This is a genomic window from Dactylosporangium sp. NPDC051484 (assembly GCF_040689395.1).
In the GTDB taxonomy this organism is placed as follows: Bacteria; Actinomycetota; Actinomycetes; order Mycobacteriales; family Micromonosporaceae; genus Dactylosporangium.
The window spans coordinates 66,153-88,185 of sequence record NZ_JBFAZX010000007.1 but is presented as its reverse complement, the minus strand read 5'-3'; the positions used below and the strand labels follow the sequence as shown (position 1 = coordinate 88,185).

The following is a 22,033-nucleotide window of genomic DNA, read 5'->3' as shown; positions in this document are numbered from 1 at the left end:
GGGCCGGGGCGGCCTCGGCCACCGCCGTGGCCGTCTGCGCCGCGGCGGCCGAGGCGTATCCGCGCATCGTCGGCGCCCTAATCCGCATCACCGGGGACTGGGACCTGGCCGAGGACTGCGCCCAGGAGGCCCTGGCCACGGCGCTGCGGCGGTGGCCGTCGGCGGGCGTCCCCGACAACCCGGCGGCGTGGCTGATGACCGCGGCCCGCAACCGCGCGATCGACGTCCTGCGCCGCGCCACGGTCGAGCGCACCAAGCTGCGCGAGTTGGCCGTGCTGGAGCGGGGCGACCCGGCCCCGCCCGAGCTCGGCGGCTTCCCCGACGACCGGCTGCGCCTCATCTTCACCTGCTGCCACCCGGCCCTGCCGCTGGAGGCGCGCGTCGCGCTGACCCTGCGCACCATCTGCGGCGTGCGTACGGCCGACATCGCCCGGGCGTTCCTGGTCGGCGAGGCCACCATGACCAAGCGCCTGACCCGTGCGAAGACGAAGATCACCCAGGCCAGCATCCCGTATCGCGTCCCCGAGGGCACCGCCCTGCCCGAACGCCTGCCGGGCGTGCTCGGCGTGCTGTACGTGCTGTTCACGACGGGCTACAACGCCGACGGTTCGCCCGCCTTCGCCGACGAGGCGATCCGCCTGGCCCGCCTGCTGGCCGACCTGCTACCCACCCTGCGGCCGCGGCCCGACTCCTCGGAGATCTCGGGCCTGCTCGCGCTGTTGCTCCTCCAGCACTCCCGCCGCGACGCGCGGCGCGACGACGACGGGCGGCTGCGCACCCTGGAGCGGCAGGACCGCTCGCGCTGGGACCGCGCGGCGATCGCGGAGGGCGTCGCGATCCTCGCCGCCCTGGACGCGGAGCCGGCCCACCGCGACGGCCCGTACGCGCTGCAGGCCCGCATCGCCGCCTGCCACGCCACCGCCGATTCCGTCGCCGCGACCGACTGGACGCGCATCGCGCGCTGCTACGACGAGTTGTGGCTGCGGCAGCCGACGCCGGTGATCGCGCTCAACCGCGCGGTGGCGCACGGCTACGCCCACGGCCCGCGCGCCGGCCTCGCCCTGCTCGCCGAGGCCCGGGCCGGTGGCGCGCTCGACGACTACCCGCTGGCGCTCGCCGCCGAGGCCGACCTGACCGCGCGGGCCGGCGCCCGGGAGCGCGCCGCCGGCCTGTTCCGCCGCGCCGCCGACCTGGCGCACAGCCCGGCCGAGCGCGACGCCCTGCTGGAGCGGGCCACCGAGCACGCGCCCTGACCCGTCCCAGCAGGTCGCCACAGGTCAGGGGCGGCGCGGGAGCGGCACGAGCCGGCGCGCGGGGTGCCGGCGGCCCTACTCGATCGAGGCGGCCTCGGCGCCGATCGTGGTGTCCGGGCCGTGGCCGGTGTGCACGACCGTCTCCGGCGGCAGGGTCAGCAGCCGCTCGCGGATCGAGCGCAGGATCGTCGGCCGGTCCGAGAACGATCGGCCGGTCGCGCCCGGGCCGCCCTGGAACAGCGTGTCGCCGGAGAAGACCACGCCCAGCTCCGGCGCGTGCAGGCACACCGCGCCCGGGCTGTGCCCCGGCGTGTGCAGCACGCGCAGCTCGGCACCGGCTACCCCGATCGCCTGGCCATCGGTAAGGTGCGTGTTCGGTTCAAGATCGGGGTGCCTCATGTGCCACAGTGGCAGATCGTCCGGATGGAGCATGATCGGCGCGCCGGTGCGCAGCGCCAGCTCGGGCGCGGCGTCGATGTGGTCGTCGTGACCATGGGTGCACACGATGGCCACGGCGCGGCGGCCGCCGAGCGCTTCCACGATCGCGTCGGCGTCGTGCGCGGCGTCGATGACGAGCACCTCCGCGTCGTTCCCGACGATCCAGACGTTGTTGTCGACGTCAAAGGTCTCACCGTCGAGCGAGAACGTGCCCGACGTGACCAACCGCTCGATGCGCACCATGGGTCCAAAGCCTATTCGGTAACGCGCGGTCAGGCCCGCCGACGCCCGACGCGCCGCGACGACGTGCAGGTCGGCGCGTATGCCTACCGCGTGTTGCGCCCGGTGCGCCCGCTGCGCGGCGCGATGCTCACCCGGGCGCAGGAGCTCGTCGTCACCCGCCGCGACGGACTGCGCATGCTCGCCCTGGCCGAGCTCGTCGGCGACCGCACCCTGGTCGCGTTCCCGCTGCGCGACGAGAAGGGCATCCCGTATGACCTGGTCCTCGCCGACGAGTCGCTGCGCTTCCCGGCCGCGCGCTGGTCGGACGTACGGCAGCGCCTCGGCTCGGGCCGGCCGGAGCCGCACGGCGCGCGGACGCCGTCCGGGCCACCGCCGAAGCGCCGGCCCGAGGTCCGCCCGGAGTCGACCCGGCACGCGCTGCTGATCCCGGTCGACGCCCACCGCAGCGACCTGGACCGCCTGCGCCGCGGCGAGCTCGACCTCGGATACCTGCGGATCCGCCTCACCTCCTGAGGGCGGCCCCCGCCCGGTGCTGGTGCCGAACGGTCGCGGGGCGGACAACGGGCGCCGGTTCCGGCATGATGTCCGGCGTGATTCGCCTCTACGGATTGCTGTTCCTGATCGACCTTGCCATCCTTCTTGTCGCGCTGATCGACTGTCTGTCGACGGATGAGGACCAGGTGCGCAACCTGCCGAAGGTCGCCTGGGTCTTCATCATCCTGCTGTTCTCGCCGGTGGGCTGGATCGCCTGGTTCGTGGCCGGCCGGCCTCAGCAGGCCCGCGCCGGCGCCGGCGCGCAATGGCGCCCCGGCAACGGTTTCCCGGAGGACCAGCGGCCGAGCCGCCGGCAGTTGGCTCCGGACGACGACCCCGAATTCCTGCGCGAGCTGGCCCGCGACCGCCGCGCCGACGAGGAGATGTTCTCCAAGTGGGAGGCCGACCTGCGCCGCCGCGAGGAGGAACTGCGCCGTCGCGAGGAGAAGCACGAGTAGGCCTCGGCGAGCGCGGGCCCTGGCACGTTTCCGGGATTCAACCGCCCGCCGGGCCGCCTAACGTTCTTGTCAACGGCGACACCGCCTTCCAGGACCAGGGGGAAACGACATGAGCGACATCGACACCGGCGGCTACGACGGCGGCCAGGACATCGACTACGGCCACTACGAGGCCGGCCAGGAGCACGGCGCCCTGGACCAACTGCACCAGGCCCAAGGCTCCGAAGCCGACTACAACAACCAGTTCGGCGTCTACGAGCAGGACCACCACGCGGCCGAGTCCACCGACTTCTCCACGGGTCACCACGTCCAGTTCGACCAGCCCGGCGGCGTGCACTACGAGGCGACCGACTTCACCAACTACAGCCACAACGCCGAGGTCGACGACCACGTCTTCGCCGCCGAGGGCAGCGAGAACTCCCACCAGGCGAACTTCTCCGAGCTCAACGCCCTGCAGCAGCGCTTCGACACCGCCTTCACCCAGGGCACCCAGTTCCACGGCGGCACCGGCGGACTCGGCATCGCCTCCAACTAACACGGCGTGGCGTAGTCACAGCCCCTGGTACAAGGCCGGTCACCGCGCGGTGGCCGGCCTTCGCCATGCCCGCCCCGCGCTACAGCAGCGCCAGCGCGGCGTCACGGGCCGCGTCGCTCGCCGGGAGCAGCGGGAGCCGCACCGACGGCGTGGTGATGCGGCCCTGCGCGTGCAGCACCGCCTTCACCACCGCCGGGTTGGGCTCGGCGAACAGGGCCGCCGACAGCGCGGCCAGGCCGGGTCCGAGCTTGCGGGCCGCGGCCACGTCACCGGCCCGCCACGCCTCGTACAGCGACACGTACGACGCCGTCGCCAGGTGCGCCGAGGCCAGGATGCCGCCGCTCGCGCCGAGGGCCAGCAGCGGGGAGATCACCGCGTCGTCGCCGCCGAGCACCGCGAAGCCCGTCGGCGCCGCGGCCAGGAACGCGAGCGTGTCGCCGGAGATCGGGCCGTCGGCGAGCTTCATGCCCACCACGTTGGGGATGGACGCGATCCGCAGGAGGGCGGGCGGCGAGAGGAGCTGACCCGTGCGGTACGGGATGTGATAGATCACCACCGGCACCGGTGACGCCGCCGCGACCGCCAGGAAGTGGGCGACCACGCCGGCCTCGCCGGGGCGGGTATACGGCGGCACCACCACCATCGCCGCGACGCCCGGCGGCAGCGCGGCGACCTCGGCGGCGCACGCCGCGGTCGAGCTGCCGCCCACGCCGACGAGCAGCGGCGCACCCAGCGACCGGCACGCCGCCACGACCTCGGCGCGCTCGGTCGCGCTCAGCGTCGCGGGCTCGCCGGTCGTGCCGAGCGCCACGAGACCGGCCGCGCCCGCGGCCAGCACGGACTCCCCCAACGCGCGGAGCGCCGCCGTGTCCACGGCGCCGGAGGGGTCGAAGGGGGTCACGAGCGGTACGAAAACTCCGGAAAGGTCCACGTCCCCAGCGTGGGTCCATCCGAGCACCAGGTCCAGTTCACAATCACACCGTCGAGCGTAAGCTTAGCTGATGCTCGACGTCCGGAGGCTACGCCTGCTGCGCGACCTCGCCCAGCACGGCACGATCGCCGCAGTCGCGGCCGCGCACACCTACACGCCCTCGGCGGTGTCGCAGCAGCTCGCGGCGCTGGAGCGGGAGGCCGGCGTGGCCCTGCTGGAACGGACCGGGCGGCGGGTCGCGCTCACCCCGGCCGGCCGCACGCTCGTGGCGCACGCCGAGGAGGTGCTCACCGCGCTCGAACGGGCCGGCGCCGCGCTCGCCGCCAGTCGCGCCGGGCTGTCCGGGCCGCTGCGCATCGGCGCGTTCCCGACCGCGATGCGCACCCTGCTGCCGCCGGCCCTGGTGGCGCTCGGCGACGCGCACCCGGCCCTCGAGCTGACCGTGCAGGAGCTGGACCCGGCGGTCGTACCGCGGCTGCTGCGCGACGGCACCCTGGACGTGGCCCTGGTGCACGACTACGACCTGGTGCCCATCGAGCCCGATCCGGCGCTGCGGACCGCACCCCTGCTCGACGAGACGATCTTCATCGCCGCGACCGGCCCGCGGCGGCTGGCGCAGTGCCGCGACGAGCCGTGGATCCTCGCCAGCCAGGGCACGCTGTGCCACACGATGACGATCCGGGCGTGCGAGGCCGCCGGCTTCTCTCCGCGTGTCCGTCACCACGCCGACGACTTCGTCACCGTCCTCACGTTCGTCGCCGCCGGCCAGGGCGTCGCGCTGGTCCCGGAACTCGCCGCGACCGACGTGCCCGGCGGCGTGGTCCTCACGCCGCTGCCGACCCGCCGCCGCACCCGGCTGGCGTTCCGCGCGGGCGCGGCGCGCCACCCCGCGGTCGCGGCCTTCGCCCGCACGCTCGGCATCGACTTAGACGAGCACTGACGAACACTGACGAGCACTCAGGGTGACCGCTCCGCCCGCGGCCGGCGACGCGCCTCGGCCACCGGCCACCGGGCCGTCGTCGCCGCGGCATGGGCTCGACCGCCGACGTGTTCCCGAGCGCGTCCGGCTCCTGCCCGCTCGACGTGGTCAGCGCACGCCGAGCCGCACGCGCGGCCACGGCATCATCACACCGGCCCGGTCCTGCGGAAACCGGCGCGGCGTCGGCGGGCGGAGCTCGTAACAGCACGTTCGGAGGATTCCGTGAAGTCGCACAGACCGTAACGTCGATTACATAGCACTCCGTGAGTGAACCGAGGGGAATACTTCATGAGCGACATCGACACCGGCGGCTACGACGGCGGCCACGAGGTCGACTACGGCCACTACGAGGCCGGTCAGGAGCACGGCGCGCTGGACCAGCTGCACCAGGCCCAGGGCTCGGAGGCGGACTACAACAGCCAGTTCGGCGTCTACGAGCAGGACCACCACGCGGCGGAGTCGACCAACTTCTCGACGGGTCACCACGTCCAGTTCGACCAGCCCGGCGGGGTGCACTACGAGTCGACCGACTTCACCAACTACAGCCACAACGCCGAGGTCGACGACCACGTCTTCGCCGCCGAGGGCAGCGAGAACTCGCACCAGGCGAACTTCTCCGAGCTCAACGCCCTGCAACAGCGCTTCGACTCCGCCTTCGCCGAGGGCACGAAGTTCCACGGCGGCACCGGCGGCGCCAGCGGGCTCGGCATCGCCTCCAACTGAGATCCACCACTGGCTGAGGCCAGGCATCCGAGCAGGACACGGCGTCCAAGGACGCGTCCAGGAGGACACCTCGTCCGGCCGAGACGAGCATCCGAGGCGGACATGCGCGCCGCCAGGACAACGCGACCAACACGAGCGCGGCGAACGATCGTGCCGGCGGTGCGCCACGTGCCACCGCTGGCCGATTGGACTGTGCCGCCGGGCCGCCGTGAGCCTACCGTCGACGGGCATGGAGATCCTGCGCTACAGCGCGTTCACCGATGATCCCGCCGGCGGCAACCCGGCCGGTGTCGTGCTTGACGCGACCGGGCTCGCCGAGTCGGACATGCAGCGCATCGCCGCCGACGTCGGCTACTCCGAGACCGCGTTCCTGACGCCGCGGGGCGGGCGGGCCGCTACGGTGCGCTACTTCAGCTCACTGGCCGAGGTACCGTTCTGCGGACACGCCACGATCGCCAGCGCGGTCGCGTACGCCGAGCGTTTCGGCGACGGGCCGATCAGCCTCGCGGCGCCGGTCGGGGACATCGCCGTGGAGAGCGCCGGTGGGAGCGCGACGCTGCGCAGCGTCGCGCCCGCCTCGAAGACGCTCGGCGGGGACGTCGCGGTGCGGCTGCTGGCCGCGTTGCGGTACGAGCCGGAGGATCTCGACCCGGCGTTGCCGCTGCGGGTGGCGTACGCGGGCGCGTGGCACCCCGTCGTCGCCGCCGCGAGCCGGGCGCGGCTGGCCGAGCTCGACTACGACAAGACAGCGCTGCGCGAGTTGATGGCCGAGCAGGGCTGGACCACCGTGAACCTGGTCTGGCGTGAGCGCGAAACCGTCTTCCACGCGCGCAACCCGTTCCCGCCGGGCGGCGTGTACGAGGACCCCGCCACGGGCGCGGCCGCCGCGGCGTTCGGCGGATACCTGCGCGAGCTCGGGCTCGTCGCCGCGCCGGTCACGCTGACCGTCCACCAGGGACACGACATGGGCCGCCCGAGTCTGCTGCGGGTCGGCCTGGACGCCGACCCGGCCGCCGGCGTGACCGTCACCGGCCGGGCCGTCCAGATCGGGCAGTCCGCATAGGACACGCGGCGGACGGGGCCGCAAGAGCGAGGAGCGTGAGACGCCGTCACGATTTGCGGGCGCGGCGCCTCAGGAGGTACCGGATCAGGAAGAACAGCGCGATGGCGAGCGCCGCGGCGGCCACGGGGAACCGGAAGCGCCGCAGGACGTCCAGGTGGTTTCCCGCGACGGCGCCCACCGTGACCCACAGCGTGGTCCAGAGCACGGCGCCGATGCCGTCGCGGATCGCGTACCGCGGCCACGGCAGCGCGGTCGCGCCCGCGATCAGGCCGTTGGTCTGGCGCAGCCCGTCGATGAACCGGGCGACCACGATGATGTTGATCCCGCGGGTGGCGACGAAGCGCTCGGCGCGTGCGAGGCGCGGCTCGGTGAGGCCGACCCGCCGCCCGTAGCGCAGGATGACGGGGCGGCCCGCACGCCGCCCGAGCAGATACCCGAGATTGTCCCCGGCGACGGCGGCCAGGAACGTGATCGCGACGACCGCGGGCAGCCAGAGCCGGCCGTGCGCGGCGAGCGCCGAGGCCGCGACGACCACGCTGACCGCGGGGGTCGGGATGCCCACGCCCTCCAGCAGCACGAGTAGTGCCAGCGCCGGGTAGCCGTACTGCTCGAAGTGCTCCATCGGCCAGGATCCTGCCACGGGTAGCATGGAAAACAATGGCCAGCTGGTATGAATCGCACGTTGACCGGCAGATTCGGGAGGCTCGCGCATCGAGCGGGCGAAGCGCGGCCTGATCGAGGGCCCGCCGACGATCCTGCGACCACTGGACCCCGAGGAGATCGTCGCCGCCTGGCGCCGTGCCCGGTAGCACCGTCCGGCACGAGTCCCGGCGCGAGCACTGATGCCGGGGGCATTGACAGCGGGATGTGGGGGCGCTTACCTTTCCTCAAACTGTTAGTCAGTCTGCCTATTAGTTGGAGGCAACCGTGGTCCTCGGTGGGTCCTCCAAGCTGCTCAAAGCCCTCAACGAGGCCGCCGCGCTCGGGCACCTCCTCGACCACGGCGAGCTCACCCGGGCCGAGCTGCGCGACCTGACCGGGCTGTCCAAGCCCACCGTCTCGGAGGCCATCCGGCGGCTCACCGAGGTCGGGCTCGTCGCCGGGGTCGGCCACGAGACGGGGCGGCCGGGGCCGAACGCCGAGGTGTACGCGGTGCGTGCCGACGCCGCGTACGCGGTGGCGATGTCGGTGCGCGACCACGCGCCGGCGCTGACCGCCGCCCTGCACGACCTGCGCGGCGCACAACGGGCCCACCTCGAGGTGCCCGTGGACTTCACGCGGACCGACCCGGTGAGCGCGGTCGACGAGACGGTGGCCGCGCTGTGCGAGGCGGCCGGGGTGAGCCGCGAGCCGGTCGCGCACGTCCAGCTCGCCGTGGCCGGCGCGTTCGACCCGCGGGACCGGGTGATCCACCACGTCGACGTGCCCGGCTGGAGCCGCCCGGGGCTGGTCGACGAGCTCGGCGCGCGGCTGGGCGTGACGGTCGGCGTCGACAACGACGTCAACCTGGCCGCGCTCGCCGAGCGGGCGCACGGGGCGGCACAGGAGGCCGACGCGTTCGCGCTGCTGTGGATCGGCGACAGCGGCCTCGGCCTCGCGATCGACCTCGGCGGCTCGTTCGGCGCGCAGCCCCGTCAAGCCAGAGCGGCGGCGTCGCTGCTGCGTGGCGCCCGCGGTGGCGCCGGCGAGATCGGCTACATCCCCGTCGGCGACGGCGACTTCCACGACCTCGTCGGTCCCGACGCGGTCCGGGCGCTCGCCGCGCGGTACGACACCCGGGACGAACTGCTCAAGGAGCTCGCCGGCCGGATCGTGCTCGGCCTCGCGGCCGTGGTCGCGGTCCTCGACCCGCCGCTGGTCGTCATCGGCGGCGAGGTCGCCCGGGCCTACGGCGAGCCGCTCGGCGACGCCGTCGTCAAGGCCATGTCCCACGCCGCGCCGCTGGAGACGGCGATCGCGGTCAGCACCGTCGACGGCGACGCGCCCCTGCTGGGCGCGGGCGACGCGGCGGTGACCGCGGTGCGCGAGACCCTGCTCGCCGCGCTGCGCCAACCCACCCCCTGAAGGAGTTCCCCTTGCGTCGTCTCGTCGTGCTCGCCGCGACCGTCGCGCTGACGGCCGCGTGCACTCCGGCGCCGAAGGACAAGCCGATCGCCGACCCCGGCGCGGACGTGTCCGGCACCGTGGAGTTCTGGCACTTCTTCACCGACCGCGAAGCGGAGGCGATCGACGCGGTCGTCAACGACTTCCAGGCCAGCCACCCGAAGATCAAGGTCGTGGTCAAGTCCGGCCAGGACGACTCGAAGATGACCCAGGCGATCGGCGGCGGGCAGGGCCCGGACGTCGGCCTGTCCTACTCCACCGACATCGTCGGGCAGTTCTGCGCCTCCGGCGCGTGGCTCGACCTGGCGCCGTACATCGCCCGGGACAAGGTGTCGATGGACGCCTTCCCGCAGACCGTCAAGCAGTACACCGAGTTCAAGGGCAAGCGCTGCGCGATGCCCGTGCTCGCCGACGCCTACGGCCTGTACTACAACAAGAAGATGTTCGCCGAGGCGGGCATCGCCGGCCCGCCCAAGACGCTGGAGGAGTTCGCCGAGGACGCGAAGAAGCTCACGAAGCGCTCGGCGGACGGCACGATCACCACGGCCGGGTTCCTGCCGCTGTTCGGCTTCTACGAGAACGCCCCCTCGCACTTCGGGCCGATGGTCGGCGCGCAGTGGCTCAAGTCCGACGGCTCATCGGCGATCGGCGGCGATCCGGGCTGGCCGCGGCTGCTCAAGTGGCAGAAGGACCTCGTCGACTGGTTCGGCTACGACAAGCTCGAGGCGTTCCGCTCGGGGCTCGGCGACGAGTACTCCGACGCCAACGCCTTCCAGAAGGGCCAGATCGCGATGGCGATCGACGGGGAGTACCGGATCGCCTTCGCCAAGGACCAGGCACCGGACCTCGACTTCGGGGTGGCGCCGATGCCGACATCCGCATCGGAGCGCTACGGCGCCGGCTACGTGACCGGCAACGTCATCGGCATCTCCAGGACCGCCAAAAACCCGGAGGCGGCGTGGGAGCTGATCAGGTATCTGACCACGGACACGAAGGCGATCGTCAAGCTGGCCAACAGCCTGAAGAACATCCCGTCCACGAAGGACGCCCTGGCCTCACCGGACCTGAAGCTCGACGCCGAGTTCAAGACGTTCGTCGACATCTTCAACAACCCGAAGACCTCGACCACGCCGCCGTCCTCGGCCGGCCCGGCATACCAGGAGACGTTCCAGACCTTCTGCGACAGCTGGCAGAGCGGCAAGGCCGGCGACCTGACCGGCGGCCTGACCGGGGTCGACAAGCAGATCAATTCGCTGCTGCAGCTGGGCGGCTAGGGGTGCACCACAAGCTCCGCCACGGGCTGACCGTCGCCTCGTTCATGGCGCCGGCGGCGGTCGGCATCGTGGTGTTCTTCCTGTATCCGCTGCTGTCCGCGGCCTACTTCTCGTTCATGAGGTTCGACCTGCTCAGCGTCCCGGAGTGGGTGGGCCTGCGCAACTACCGGCACATGTTCGACGACGCGTTCCTGGCCAAGGCGGTGAAGAACACCCTGTGGTTCGTGGTCGTCATGGTGCCCGCGCGGATGCTCGGCGGGCTCGGCAGCGCCCTGCTGCTGACGAAGCTGCGGCGCGGCAGCAGCGTGTACCGCACGATCTTCTACCTGCCCGCGCTCGCCCCGCCGGTCGCCGCGACGCTGGCCTTCGTGTACCTGCTCAAGCCCGGCGTCGGCCCGGTCAACACGTTCCTGGACTCCATCGGCGTGCACGCGCCGCTGTGGTTCAACTCCCCCGACTGGTCGAAGCCCTCCCTGGTACTGCTGGGGCTGTGGGGCGTCGGGGACGTGATGGTGCTCTACCTCGCCGCGCTGCTGGACGCGCCCGTCGCGCAGCACGAGGCGGCGGCGCTGGACGGCGCCAACGCGTGGCAGCGCTTCCGGCACGTCACGCTGCCGCACATCCGGCCGGTCGTGGTGTTCACCGCCGTCATCGGGGTCATCACGACGCTGCAGTACTTCACCCAGGCCGCCGTCGCCGCGTCGGCGGCCAGCGGCCAGGCCACCACCGGCGCCGGGATCTCCTCGACGTTCGGCTACCCGGAGGGCTCGACGTTCACGTACCCGCTGTGGCTGTACGTGGTCGGGTTCCGCTACGGGGCGCTCGGCTACGCCAACGCCCTGGCCGTGCTGCTGTTCGTGGTCGCGTTCGCGGTGTCGTTGCTGCTGCTGCGGCGCAGCGTCAACCCGGAGACCGCCTCGTGAACACCAAACTCGTCTGGGTGGCCCGGCACAGCCTCGCGATCGCGCTGTGCGTCATGTTCGTGGCCCCGGTCGGTTTCCTGCTGCTGACGTCGTTCATGAGCGACTCGCAGGCGCTGACCGCGTCGTACTGGCCGTCGTCGTGGCACCCGGAGAACTACGCGCACGTGTTCGCCCGCACGCCGATGCCACGATATCTGCTCAACACGGTCGTCTACTCGGCGCTGGCCACGGTGTTCATGCTGCTGTCCAGCGTGCCGGCCGCCTACGCGCTCGCGAAGCTGCGCTGGCGCGGCCGCGGCGCCGTCCTCGTGGTCGTCGTCTGCATGATGATGATCCCGCCGCAGGTGACGACCGTGCCGCTGTACCTCATGTGGGCGAACTACGGCCTCACCGGCACCCTGTGGCCGCTGATGCTGCCGATGCTGTTCGGCGACGCGTTCTCCATCTTCCTGCTGCGCCAGTTCCTCGTCACGATCCCGGGCGAGTACCTGGACGCGGCCCGCGTCGACGGCTGCGGCGAGTGGCGCACACTGCTGCGCGTGGTGCTGCCGATGGCCCGGCCCGGCATCGCCGCGGCGGCGCTGTTCCAGTTCTTCTACGCCTGGAACGACTACTACGGGCCGCTGCTGTACACCAGCGAGAACGAGCACAACTGGACGCTCTCGCTGGGCCTGGCCTCGTTCCGCACGCTGCACCACGTGCAGTGGAATCTGGTGAGCGCGGCGACCATGCTGACGATGGTGCCGGTCGTGGCACTGTTCTTCTTCGCACAACGCGCCTTCGTGCAGGGCGTGACACTGACAGGAGTCAAGGGTTGAAAATCGCGGTCGTCGGGGGCGGGTCCACCTACACCCCGGAGCTCATCGACGGGTTCGCCCGGCTCGCGCCGTTCGCGACTGAGATCGTGCTGCTGGACCCCGCAGCCGAGCGGCTGTCCCTGGTGGGCTCGTTCGCGCAGCGGATCCTGGCCCACCACGGCTCGCCGGCCAAGCTGCGCTGGACGTCCGACGTCGACGACGCGCTCGCCGGGGCGTCCACGGTGGTCATCCAGCTGCGCGTCGGCGGGCAGCGGGCCCGGATCAGCGACGAGACGTTCCCGCTGGCCTGCGGCTGCGTCGGCCAGGAGACGACCGGCGCGGGCGGCTTCGCCAAGGCGCTGCGCACCGTTCCCGTCGTGCTCGACATCGCCCGCCGCGCCGACCCGGGCGCGTGGATCGTCAACTTCACCAACCCGGTCGGCATCGTCACCCGTGCGCTGCTCGACGACGGCCACCGCGCCGCCGGGCTGTGCAACGTGGCGATCGGGTTCCAGCGCCGGTGGGCCGCGGCCCTGGGCGTCGAGCCGTCCGCCGTCACCCTCGACCACGTCGGACTCAACCACCTCACCTGGGAGCGGGCGGCCTACGTCGACGGCGTCGACCGCCTGCCGCACCTGCTTGAGCAGGGCCTGGCCGACCTCGCCGCCGGCGTGCAGATCCCCGCCGAGGTGATCACCGCCCTCGCCTGCGTGCCCTCCTACTACCTTCGCTACTTCTACTGCCACGACGAGGTCGTCGCCGAGGAGCGCGGCCGGCCCACCCGCGGCGAGCGGGTCGCCGAACTCGAGGAGCAGCTCCTGCGCATGTACGCCGACCCCGCGCTCACCGAGAAGCCCGCGCTCCTCGGCGAGCGCGGCGGGGCCTTCTACTCCGAGGCCGCGGTCGGCCTGATCGCCTCGCTGCACCACGACGACGGCGGCATCCACGCGGTCAACGTGCGCAACCGCGGCTTCCTGCCGTTCCTCTCCGACGACGCCGTCATCGAGGCCACGTGCCGCGTCGGCGCCGACGGCGCCCACCCGCTGCCCGCGCCCGCGCTGCGCCCCGAGTTCGCGGGCCTGGTCGCCGGCGTGTCGGCCTACGAGGAACTCGCCGTGGACGCCGCCCTGCACGGCGGCCGCGACCGCGTGTACCGCGCCCTGCTGGCCCACCCCCTCGTGGCCCAGCACGACAAGGCCACCAGGCTGACCGACGACCTGCTGGCGGCCAACCGCGACCACCTGGCCTGGCTGTCGTGACCGCACGGCTCTACGCCGCGGCGGATGGTGGCAACTCGAAGACCGACGTCGTGCTCGGCGACTCCGACGGCCGCATCCTGGCCCGGGTCGCCGGCCCGACGACGTCCCCGCACGTGCTCGGCCTGCCCGGCGCCGTCGCTCAGCTGGCCACCCTCATCGCCCAGGCCCGGGACGTGGCCGCCGTACCGCCGGCCATCGAACTGTCGCAGCTGTCCGTCTACGTGGCCGGCGCCGACCTGCCGATCGAGGTCGAACGCCTCAACGCCGCCGTGGCCGACCTCGCCCTCGCCACCGCCTGCACCGTCGACAACGACCTGTTCGCCCTCCTGCGCGCCGGCACCTCGGCCCCGGACGCCGTCGGCGTGGTGTGCGGCGCCGGCATCAACGCGGTGGGCCGCCGCCGCGACGGGGCCACGTCCCGCTTCCCGGCCCTTGGCCAGCTGTCCGGCGACTGGGGCGGCGGCCACCTCCTGGCCGCCCTGGCCCTGTACCACGCCTGCCGCGCCGAGGACGGCCGCGGCCCGGCCACCGCCCTCGCCGAGGCGGTGCGCGAGCATTTCGCCCTGCCCACCGTCGAGGCCGTGAGCATCGCCCTGCACCTGGGCGACCTGCCGCAGTCCCGGCTGGACGAGCTGTGCGAGGTGCTGTTCGAGGTGGCCGCCGCGGGTGACGCCGTGGCAGGCCGCGTCGTTCGCCGCCTGACCGACGAGATCGAGGCCCTCATCCGCGTGTCGGCGTCGAGGCTGGACCTGCTGGCGGCCCCGTACACGGTGGTCCTCGGCGGCGGCGTCCTGACCGCACGGCACCCCCAGCTGCACGAGGGCCTCCTGTGCCGCATCGCGGCCCTGTCGCCCCGGGCGACGGTCACGGTGCTGTCCACGCCCCCGGTGGCGGGCGCGGCGCTGCTCGCCCTCGACACCCTGCACGGCGGCACCTGCCCGCCGAACGTGGAGGCCGCCGTCCGCGCCGCCTGGTAACCGCTCGCGGACGCCTCGGCGGTCATTGCCGGGGCGCCCGATGCCGAGTCCGCCGCTGCTCGGCTGCGCCGCTGTGCCCGAGCCCCCGGCGTCGGTGCTGGTCAGGACGCTGCCTCGCGGCCGACGAGGCGAACGACGCCGGCGAGCGCTGTGAGGTGAGTCTCAAAGCTGGCCGATCGGTCAGTAACTGACCGGTCGGTCAGTCATGCTGTCATCCGGCCTGACCGATCGGACAGGGCAGTCGGCGGGCGGACTCGACCGGGCGGAGGTGCATCGTGGTGCGCAGCAACACCCGCGAGGAGATTCTGACCTCGGCGACGCGTCTGTTCGCGGCCTCCGGCTACAAGGGGACCTCGCTGCACGACATCGCGGTCGACGTCGGGTGCTCGAAGGCGGCCCTGCTGTACCACTTCGACAGCAAAGAGGCGATCCTGACGCAGCTGTGCGCGCCGGCGATCGCCGAGCTCGAGCAGCTCCACGACCGGCTCGAAGGCCTGGAGTCCGCGCCGGCGCGAACCGCGGCGATCGAGGGGTTCGTCGACCTGTCGATGCGGTATCGCAAGGAGATCCAGGTCATCTACGGCGACCTGCCGGGACTGCTGCAGCAGCCGTCCTTCGCGCGGGTACACCTGCTGACCCAACGCCTCTGCGAGATCCTCGCCGGGCCGTCCGGCACCCCGGTTTCGGCCGTCGCGGCCAAGCTCGTGCTGGCCGGCATCCCGGCGATCGCGTTCGCCGTGGACCAGGGCATGCACTGCTACTCCGACGAAGAACTGCGCGCCGCACTGATCGAGGCGGCGACGCGCGCACTGGCACCGCCCACCTGAACTCGTTAGGACACAAACGTCATGGCTACTGTGCTCTACCGGCTCGGCCGGGCCTCGTTCCGGCACCGCTGGTTGGTGCTGGTCCTGTGGATCGTGGCGCTCGGCGCGCTCGGCGGCGCGGCCGCCGCGTTCAAGGGCCCGACATCCAGCGACTTCACCATGCCGGGTACGGAGTCGCAGCGCGCGATCGACGCGCTCAAGCGGCAGTTCCCGGAGGCGAGCGGGGCCACCGGCACGATCGTGATCGCCGCGCCGGAGGGTGGCAACCTGACCTCCGACGCGAACAAGGCGGCGGTGATGGGCCTGGTCGGGGAGGCCAACAAGCTGCCCGGCGTCGTCGGGGCGCTGGACCCCTACACCACGCGGGCGCTGTCGCCGGACATGCGATACGCGCTGATCAACGTGCAGTTCACCGACCGCGCGGACAAGGTCACCAAGAACCAGCGGACCGCGTACGAGGGCACGGGGGCCGCGGCCGAGCAGGCCGGGCTGCGGGTCGAGCACGGCGGCGAGGTGATGAACCAGGAGCCCGAGATCGGCGGCAAGGAGGGCGTCGGCGTGGCCATCGCGCTGGTCGTGCTGCTGGTGACGTTCGGCTCGCTGGTCGCGGCCGGCATGACGATGCTCAACGCGCTGCTGGGCGTCGGCGCCGGGATGGCCGGCCTGTTCGCGCTGTCCGGCGTCGTCCACCTGACCAGCACCGCGCCGGTGCTGGCGCTGATGCTCGGCCTCGCCGTCGGCATCGACTACTCGCTGTTCATCTCGTCCCGGCACCGGCAGAACCTGGTGGAGGGCCTCGAACCGGAGGAGGCCGCGGGCCGCGCCGTCGGCACGGCCGGGTCGGCGGTCGTGTTCGCCGGCGCCACCGTTGTCATCGCGCTGGCCGGCCTCGCCGTGGTGAACATCCCGTTCCTGACCGTGATGGGCCTGGCCGCGGCCGGCACGGTCGCCGTCGCGGTACTGGTCGCGATCACCCTGCAGCCGGCACTGCTGGCCTTCGCCGGGCAGCGGATCCTGTCACGCAAGCAGCGCCGGGCGATCGGCGACGGCACGGCGGACCACGCGGAGAACTTCGGGTTCCGCTGGGCGCGGTGGATGATCCGCCTGCGGGTGCCGGTGATCCTGCTCGGCGTGCTCGGCCTGGCCGCGCTGGCGATCCCCGCCGCGCACATGCGCATCGCGCTGCCGGGCGCCAGCGCCGGCCCGGCGGACACCCCGGCCCGCAAGGCCGCGGACCTCATCGACCAGGGCTTCGGCCCGGGCTTCAACGGCCGGCTGGCGCTCGTGGTGTCCAGCGACTCGCCCGACGTGACCACCGCGAAGGCCGGCGAGGCCGTACAGCAGTTGCAGGGTACCGAGAACCTGCTGGCCGCCGCCCCGCCGAACTTCAGCCGGGACGGCAAGACCGCGCTGGTCCCGCTGATCCCGAAGACCGGCCCGACGGACGCGGCCACCGAGGACCTGGTCCACGCGATCCGCGCCAAGCTGGCGACGATCGGCGGGGCCGACTTCGCCGTGACCGGCCAGACCGCCGTCGGCATCGACGTGTCGGCGAAGCTGTCCGATGCCATGCCGCAGTACCTGCTGCTGGTCGTCGGCCTTTCGGTACTGCTGCTGATGCTCGTCTTCCGCTCGATCCTGGTGCCGCTGAAGGCCGCCGCCGGCTTCCTGCTGACGGTCGGCGCGACGTTCGGCCTCACGGTGCTGGTGTTCCAGGACGGGCACCTCAAGTCGCTGGTCGGCCTCGATCAGTCCGGCCCGCTGGTGAGCTTCCTGCCGATCCTGCTCATCGGCATCCTGTTCGGCCTGGCCATGGACTACGAGGTGTTCCTGGTGTCACGGATGCGCGAGGACTTCGTGCACGGCGACACGCCACGGCAGGCCACCATCAACGGCATGGGCCACGGGGCCCGGGTGGTGACCGCGGCCGCGTTCATCATGACCGCGGTGTTCGCCGGCTTCATCCTGGTCGAGGACCCGATCATCAAGTCGATGGGCTTCGCCCTGGCCATCGGCGTGGCGATCGACGCCTTCATCGTGCGCATGACGATCGTGCCGGCGGTGGTCTCACTGCTCGGCCGCGCCGCGTGGTGGCTGCCGCGCTGGCTCGACCGGCTGCTGCCCAACGTCGACATCGAGGGCGAACGGCTGCGCGAGCACCTGGCGCAGGAGCCGGCAGCCGAGCCCGCACGCGTCTAGGGTCACCCTTGCCGATCTTGCAGTTCTGGTGCCGAGACACTCCGTGAATGCCGGGTTTGCCGGGCACCACAAGTGCAAGATCGATACGCAGCAAACCGGCGAACGTTGAACGATGAGCCCGGCGCGCGGGGGCCGGGCTTATCGGAGACTTAACGGGTCTGGACAGGAACAGTTAACAAACCTAATAATGGCGACCACCGTCGATGGAGGTCGCCCCATGAAGCGCGTCGCGCTCATCCTCGGCGCCGCTACCTTGCTGGTCACGAGCTTGTTCGTGGCCAGCAACGCGTATGCGGCCAACCTGCTGTCCAATCCCGGCTTTGAAAGCGGCTCGCTGTCGGGCTGGTCCTGCACCGGCAGCGGCTCGGGGGCGGTCACGTCGCCCGTGCACTCCGGGTCCTACGCCCTCAACGGCAACGCCACCGCCTCCGACACCGCGCAGTGTACGCAGACGGTCACCGTCCAGCCGAACACCGCGTACACCCTCTCCGGGTGGGTCCGGGGCAACTACGTCTACCTCGGGATCACCGGCGGCGCGTCCACCTGGACGTCCGCGAGCACCTACACGAAGCTGACCGTGCCGTTCACCACCACCGCCGGCCAGACGTCGGTCCAGGTCTTCCTGCACGGCTGGTACGGACAGGGTGCCTACAACGCCGACGACATCGCCCTCGACGGCCCGGGCACGCCGCCGAGCAGCACCCCGCCGACCTCGGCGAGCAGCACCCCGAACACGTCACCCTCCCCGTCGAAGTCCGCGTCGACGTCGCCGAGCCCCAGCACGAGCACGAGCCAGCCGCCGGTGACGGGCCTGCCCAAGCACGCCCTGATCGGGTACCTGCACGCGAGCTTCGCCAACGGATCCGGATACGTGCGCATGGCCGACGTGCCGGCCGCCTGGGACGTCATCGACCTCGCGTTCGGCGAGCCGACCAGCGTCACCTCCGGCGACATCCGGTTCAACCGCTGCTCGGTGGCGGAGTGCCCGAACGTCGAGTCCGACGCGGACTTCCTCGCCGCGATCAAGGCCAAGCAGGCCCAGGGCAAGAAGGTGCTGATCTCGATCGGCGGCCAGAACGGGCAGGTCCAGCTGACCACGACCGCCGCCCGCGACAAGTTCGTCTCCTCCGTCAGCGCGATCATCGACCGATGGGGCCTCGACGGCCTCGACATCGACTTCGAGGGCCACTCGCTGTACCTCAACGCCGGCGACAGTGATTTCCGCAATCCCACCACTCCGGTCGTGGTGAATCTCATCGCCGCGCTGAAGTCGCTGAAGGCGAAGTACGGCAGCAAGTTCGTGCTCACCATGGCGCCCGAGACGTTCTTCGTGCAGCTGGGCTACCAGTTCTACGGCGGCACGAGCGCCGGCGACAACCGGGCCGGCTCCTACCTGCCGGTCATCCACGCGCTGCGCGACTCGCTGACGATCCTGCACGTGCAGGACTACAACTCGGGCCCGATCTGGGGCCTGGACAACCAGTACCACAACATGGGCGGCGCGGACTTCCACATCGCCATGACCGACATGCTCAAGGCCGGGTTCCCGGTCGCCAACACCGGCCAGACCTTCCCGGGCCTGCGCCCCGACCAGATCGCGATCGGCGTGCCGGCCGCGGTGAGCGCCGGCAACGGCTACGTGGCCCCGGCGGTCGTCCAGAGCGCGGTGAACTGCCTGGCTTCCGGCTCCGGGTGCGGCGGATACACGCTGCGCGGCGGCACCTCGCCGGCCTTCCGCGGCCTCATGACCTGGTCGATCAACTGGGACCGGTACTACAACTGGGAATTCATGAACGCCAACCGGCCGTTCCTCAACGCGTTGCCGTAGCTTTCAACGGGTGAGCGCACTTGACTTGGTGAGTAGCTGGCCCGTGCAGACCGCAGCAGTGGCGGTCGTGGACGCCAAGGGTGTCCGCGACCGCCACGGCCCGGACACCGCCCTGCCGTGGGCGTCGGTCACGAAGCTGCTCACGGCCCTGACGGTCCTCGTCGCGGTGGACCGGGGTGACGTACTGCTGGACGAACCGGCGGACGCAGAGGGCTCGGCGGGCTTGGCCGGCGCCACGGTGCGCCACCTGCTGGCCCACACCTCCGGCGTCGCGTTCGACGAGGACTCCGTCCTGGCCGCCCCCGGCCGCAAGCGCATCTACTCCAACCGCGGCTTCGAGCTGCTCGCCGACTTCGTCCTGACCCGCACCGGCGGCACGTTCGCCGAGCTGATGACCGAATCGGTGCTGCGCCCGCTCGGCATGGGCGGCACCCGCCTGGAGGGCTCCCCCGCCGCCGGCGCCGTCGGCCCCGTCTCCGACCTGGCGCTGCTGGGCCAGGAACTGCTCGACCCGTCGCTGGCGCCCGACCTCATGCCGGCCGCGACCACGGTGCAGTATCCGGGCGTCTCCGGCGTCCTGCCCGGCTTCGGCCGTCAGGACCCGAACGACTGGGGCCTGGGCTTCGAGTTGCGCGACGGCAAGCACCCGCACTGGACCGGCTCCCGCAACAGCCCCCGCACGTTCGGCCACTTCGGCAAGACCGGCACGTTCCTGTGGGTCGACCCGGACGCGGGCCTGGCACTGGCCTGCCTGACCGACCGCGACTTCGGCGAGTGGGCGGCCGAGGTGTGGCCGGCCCTGTCCGACGCGGTGCTGGCCGAGCACGCGGGCTGACGAACCTCGCGCTTTCGCCAAGGCGACCGGACGGTGGCGGCTGGGAACGCGAAAAGTGCCCTCTGATCTGGGCTGAATCTGACAGAACGAACCGCGGGACCCTGATCCACCGGCCGGGACGAAATCCCGTGAATCGGCACGGGAAAATGATGGGAGCCGCACGCCGGTTTCCTACCGTCCGACGGTCCGCCGGACGTTCAGCGCGGAGACGATGTCGACACGCGCCGCCTGTCACGATCTTTCTTTCGCCCCTGACGCGGGCAATGCCGAGGCTGGGGGCGTCCGCTCGTCAGCCGACGCCTGACAGCGCCCCGGTTCAGCAGAGGTTGACCCCGGCTTGCTATCGTGATGCGCATCACACTCCGGCATGGAACCATCGATCCGCCCCTGGCCGACGAGGGGATGTGATGGCCGATAACCCGGGGATCGAGGCGGACGCTGCCCTCGTGCGCGCCGTCCGGGATGGCGACCGGCGGGCGTGCGAGGAGCTTTACCGCCGGTACTCTCCCTGGCTCCGGGCCCGGCTGCGGCAACGATGTGCCGACGGCGTACTCCTCGACGACGTAGTGCAGGACGTGTTCATCGCGGTGTGGACCGGAGCGGCCCGCGGCGAGGAGATCCGGGACGTGCCGGGTTGGCTCTGGCGGATCGGGCAGCGACGGCTCGTCGACCTGCAGCGCAAGCAACGGGCGCAGCAGCGGCTGCAGCGGGTGCTGCAGTTGGTGCGGTTCCGCTGCGAGCAGTCGGCGGAGGATGTCGCGCTGGCCGGCGTACCCTCCGCCGACCTCGCCGCAGCGCTCGACCGGCTCTCGCCGGAGCATCGCCAGGTCATCGACGCGAGCGTGGTGCGGGGCATGACCATGGAGCAGATCTCGGTCCGTCTGGGCATCCCCATAGGGACGGTGAAGACGCGCGTCATGCGCGCCCGGCGGCTACTGCGCGACGAGCTCTCTTGACCGGACATGACGAGAAGGGGACGGAATGACGACACCGCAGGTGACCGTGGACCATCCCTCCCGAGAGAGGCTTCGGGCGTACGCCTGGGCGGAGCTGACGGGTGCGCGACTCGAGGCTGTTGACCGCCACGTCGCGGAATGTCGCGAGTGCATCGCCACGTTGGCCGAACTGGCCGACCCCACCGATCAGGCCCTCGGCTGGGCTCGTCTCGACCGCGAGCTCGACGAACCGCGGCCGGGTTGGTTTGAGCGCCTGCTGCGGCTGCTCGGGCTCCGCGACGACCTGGCCAGGATCACCGCGACCTCGCCTACGCTGCACGCATCCTGGCTCGGCACTGCCGCGTTCATCGTAGTCGGCGCCCTGCTGATGACGCGCTACCTCCCGGTGGACGTGGCCGGCCTGACGTTCCTGGTGACGTTCCCGTTGCTGCCGGTCCTGGGCGCGGCCCTGTCGTTCGGGCCGAGCCTCGACCCGACGTACGAGCTGACGCTCGTCTCGCCACTCGGCCGATTCCCGATCATCCTGCTCCGGACCCTCTCGGTGTTGATCGCATTGATCGGCATTGCCGGTCTTGGCAGCCTCGCCGTGCCGCAGCAGGGCATCGCGGCAGTCGCCTGGCTAGCGCCTTCCGTCGCACTGACGCTCGTCACCATCGCGCTGTCAGTCAAGTTGGCACCCCGGCTCGCAGCGGCCTGCACGGGCGCGCTCTGGGCTGTCTGCGTCATCGCCACCAACGACTCGGACGGCACGTCGCTGCTCCTCACCGTCAAGGGGCAGCTGACTGTGGCAGGCCTGGTCGTGGTGGCCGGCGTCGCCGTGGTCCGCCTGCGGCGATATTTCGACCTGGTCACTCCCATCGATTTCCCCTCGCTGGCCCGGACCGCACCGTGAGGAGCG

The 22,033-nt window shown here is 71.9% G+C and carries 22 protein-coding genes; 19 read left to right on the top strand and 3 right to left on the bottom strand.

Annotation, left to right across the window (positions count from 1 at the left end):
* Positions 1 to 26: 26 nt before the first annotated feature.
* The gene (locus tag AB0367_RS15220) at positions 27 to 1,253 is read left to right on the top strand and encodes a DUF6596 domain-containing protein (protein WP_366227119.1); all 1,227 of its coding nucleotides are present in this window, start codon (positions 27 to 29) and stop codon (positions 1,251 to 1,253) included.
* 75 nt (positions 1,254 to 1,328) lie between these two features.
* On the opposite strand, the gene AB0367_RS15215 is transcribed toward AB0367_RS15220, so the two are convergent.
* Positions 1,329 to 1,934: an MBL fold metallo-hydrolase gene (locus AB0367_RS15215; protein WP_366226898.1), complete on the bottom strand. Its 606-nt coding sequence runs from the start codon at positions 1,932 to 1,934 to the stop codon at positions 1,329 to 1,331.
* A 90-nt stretch (positions 1,935 to 2,024) separates the two neighbouring features.
* Between AB0367_RS15215 and AB0367_RS15210 the strand changes: the two genes are divergently transcribed.
* From AB0367_RS15210 to AB0367_RS15200, 3 genes are all read left to right on the top strand, one after another.
* Positions 2,025 to 2,447, top strand: a complete 423-nt coding sequence (locus AB0367_RS15210) for a hypothetical protein (protein WP_366226897.1) — start codon at positions 2,025 to 2,027, stop codon at positions 2,445 to 2,447.
* A 77-nt stretch (positions 2,448 to 2,524) separates the two neighbouring features.
* On the top strand, positions 2,525 to 2,926 hold the full coding sequence (locus AB0367_RS15205; protein ID WP_366227118.1) for a PLD nuclease N-terminal domain-containing protein: 402 nt from the start codon (positions 2,525 to 2,527) through the stop codon (positions 2,924 to 2,926).
* A 109-nt stretch (positions 2,927 to 3,035) separates the two neighbouring features.
* Entirely contained in the window at positions 3,036 to 3,461 is a 426-nt protein-coding gene (locus AB0367_RS15200; RefSeq protein WP_366226895.1) for a hypothetical protein, read from the top strand.
* 79 nt (positions 3,462 to 3,540) lie between these two features.
* Here the strand turns inward: AB0367_RS15200 and AB0367_RS15195 are convergent, their stop codons facing one another.
* Positions 3,541 to 4,392: a dihydrodipicolinate synthase family protein gene (locus AB0367_RS15195; RefSeq protein WP_366226893.1), complete on the bottom strand. Its 852-nt coding sequence runs from the start codon at positions 4,390 to 4,392 to the stop codon at positions 3,541 to 3,543.
* Positions 4,393 to 4,462: 70 nt separating this feature from the next.
* Here AB0367_RS15195 and AB0367_RS15190 point away from each other — a divergent pair, with 70 nt between their 5' ends.
* From AB0367_RS15190 to AB0367_RS15180, 3 genes are all read left to right on the top strand, one after another.
* Positions 4,463 to 5,332, top strand: coding sequence for a LysR family transcriptional regulator (locus tag AB0367_RS15190; protein WP_366226892.1), 870 nt, complete (start codon positions 4,463 to 4,465; stop codon positions 5,330 to 5,332).
* A 327-nt stretch (positions 5,333 to 5,659) separates the two neighbouring features.
* A complete protein-coding gene (locus AB0367_RS15185) occupies positions 5,660 to 6,094 on the top strand; it encodes a hypothetical protein (protein WP_366226890.1) in 435 nt (144 codons plus the stop codon).
* A gap of 229 nt (positions 6,095 to 6,323) precedes the next feature.
* The gene (locus tag AB0367_RS15180) at positions 6,324 to 7,157 is read left to right on the top strand and encodes a PhzF family phenazine biosynthesis isomerase (RefSeq protein WP_366226889.1); all 834 of its coding nucleotides are present in this window, start codon (positions 6,324 to 6,326) and stop codon (positions 7,155 to 7,157) included.
* Positions 7,158 to 7,203: 46 nt separating this feature from the next.
* On the opposite strand, the gene AB0367_RS15175 is transcribed toward AB0367_RS15180, so the two are convergent.
* A complete protein-coding gene (locus tag AB0367_RS15175) occupies positions 7,204 to 7,797 on the bottom strand; it encodes a DedA family protein (protein ID WP_366226888.1) in 594 nt (197 codons plus the stop codon).
* Positions 7,798 to 8,084: 287 nt separating this feature from the next.
* Between AB0367_RS15175 and AB0367_RS15170 the strand changes: the two genes are divergently transcribed.
* The 12 genes from AB0367_RS15170 (at position 8,085) to AB0367_RS15115 (ending at position 22,027) form a co-directional block, all read left to right on the top strand.
* Complete coding sequence (locus AB0367_RS15170) at positions 8,085 to 9,221, top strand: ROK family transcriptional regulator (RefSeq protein ID WP_366226887.1); 1,137 nt, start codon at positions 8,085 to 8,087, stop codon at positions 9,219 to 9,221.
* Positions 9,222 to 9,232: 11 nt separating this feature from the next.
* A complete protein-coding gene (locus AB0367_RS15165; protein WP_366226886.1) occupies positions 9,233 to 10,534 on the top strand; it encodes an ABC transporter substrate-binding protein in 1,302 nt (433 codons plus the stop codon).
* Positions 10,535 to 10,536: 2 nt separating this feature from the next.
* Positions 10,537 to 11,457: a sugar ABC transporter permease gene (locus tag AB0367_RS15160; RefSeq protein ID WP_366226884.1), complete on the top strand. Its 921-nt coding sequence runs from the start codon at positions 10,537 to 10,539 to the stop codon at positions 11,455 to 11,457.
* Positions 11,454 to 12,275, top strand: a complete 822-nt coding sequence (locus tag AB0367_RS15155; protein WP_366226882.1) for a carbohydrate ABC transporter permease — start codon at positions 11,454 to 11,456, stop codon at positions 12,273 to 12,275. The genes AB0367_RS15160 and AB0367_RS15155 overlap by 4 nt, the downstream gene beginning before the upstream one ends.
* Positions 12,272 to 13,513 carry a 6-phospho-beta-glucosidase gene (locus AB0367_RS15150; RefSeq protein WP_366226881.1) on the top strand — a complete coding sequence of 414 codons (1,242 nt, stop codon included), beginning with the start codon at positions 12,272 to 12,274 and terminating at the stop codon, positions 13,511 to 13,513. Before AB0367_RS15155 ends, AB0367_RS15150 begins: the two co-directional genes overlap by 4 nt.
* On the top strand, positions 13,510 to 14,490 hold the full coding sequence (locus tag AB0367_RS15145) for a BadF/BadG/BcrA/BcrD ATPase family protein (RefSeq protein ID WP_366226880.1): 981 nt from the start codon (positions 13,510 to 13,512) through the stop codon (positions 14,488 to 14,490). The genes AB0367_RS15150 and AB0367_RS15145 overlap by 4 nt, the downstream gene beginning before the upstream one ends.
* 278 nt (positions 14,491 to 14,768) lie before the next feature.
* Complete coding sequence (locus AB0367_RS15140) at positions 14,769 to 15,317, top strand: TetR/AcrR family transcriptional regulator (RefSeq protein WP_366226879.1); 549 nt, start codon at positions 14,769 to 14,771, stop codon at positions 15,315 to 15,317.
* Between the two features lie 21 nt (positions 15,318 to 15,338).
* A complete protein-coding gene (locus AB0367_RS15135) occupies positions 15,339 to 17,516 on the top strand; it encodes an MMPL family transporter (RefSeq protein WP_366226878.1) in 2,178 nt (725 codons plus the stop codon).
* A gap of 217 nt (positions 17,517 to 17,733) precedes the next feature.
* Positions 17,734 to 19,344, top strand: a complete 1,611-nt coding sequence (locus tag AB0367_RS15130; RefSeq protein WP_366226877.1) for a glycosyl hydrolase family 18 protein — start codon at positions 17,734 to 17,736, stop codon at positions 19,342 to 19,344.
* A gap of 10 nt (positions 19,345 to 19,354) precedes the next feature.
* Positions 19,355 to 20,179, top strand: coding sequence for a serine hydrolase domain-containing protein (locus AB0367_RS15125; RefSeq protein ID WP_366226876.1), 825 nt, complete (start codon positions 19,355 to 19,357; stop codon positions 20,177 to 20,179).
* 407 nt (positions 20,180 to 20,586) lie between these two features.
* Positions 20,587 to 21,135 (top strand): RNA polymerase sigma factor, encoded by a 549-nt coding sequence (locus AB0367_RS15120; protein WP_366226875.1) that lies wholly within the window; start codon positions 20,587 to 20,589, stop codon positions 21,133 to 21,135.
* A 25-nt stretch (positions 21,136 to 21,160) separates the two neighbouring features.
* Positions 21,161 to 22,027, top strand: coding sequence for a hypothetical protein (locus AB0367_RS15115; RefSeq protein ID WP_366226874.1), 867 nt, complete (start codon positions 21,161 to 21,163; stop codon positions 22,025 to 22,027).
* Positions 22,028 to 22,033: the final 6 nt, after the last annotated feature.

Excerpts from the sequence above, each read along its gene's own strand:
- AB0367_RS15120 (WP_366226875.1), top strand. The coding sequence starts at position 20,587 with ATGGCCGATAACCCGGGGATCGAGGCGGACGCTGCCCTCGTGCGCGCC.
- AB0367_RS15180 (WP_366226889.1), top strand. The coding sequence starts at position 6,324 with ATGGAGATCCTGCGCTACAGCGCGTTCACCGATGATCCCGCCGGCGGC.
- AB0367_RS15115 (WP_366226874.1), top strand. The coding sequence starts at position 21,161 with ATGACGACACCGCAGGTGACCGTGGACCATCCCTCCCGAGAGAGGCTT.
- AB0367_RS15185 (WP_366226890.1), top strand. The coding sequence starts at position 5,660 with ATGAGCGACATCGACACCGGCGGCTACGACGGCGGCCACGAGGTCGAC.
- AB0367_RS15215 (WP_366226898.1), bottom strand. The coding sequence starts at position 1,934 with ATGGTGCGCATCGAGCGGTTGGTCACGTCGGGCACGTTCTCGCTCGAC.
- AB0367_RS15130 (WP_366226877.1), top strand. The coding sequence starts at position 17,734 with ATGAAGCGCGTCGCGCTCATCCTCGGCGCCGCTACCTTGCTGGTCACG.
- AB0367_RS15200 (WP_366226895.1), top strand. The coding sequence starts at position 3,036 with ATGAGCGACATCGACACCGGCGGCTACGACGGCGGCCAGGACATCGAC.
- AB0367_RS15190 (WP_366226892.1), top strand. The coding sequence starts at position 4,463 with ATGCTCGACGTCCGGAGGCTACGCCTGCTGCGCGACCTCGCCCAGCAC.
- AB0367_RS15135 (WP_366226878.1), top strand. The coding sequence starts at position 15,339 with ATGGCTACTGTGCTCTACCGGCTCGGCCGGGCCTCGTTCCGGCACCGC.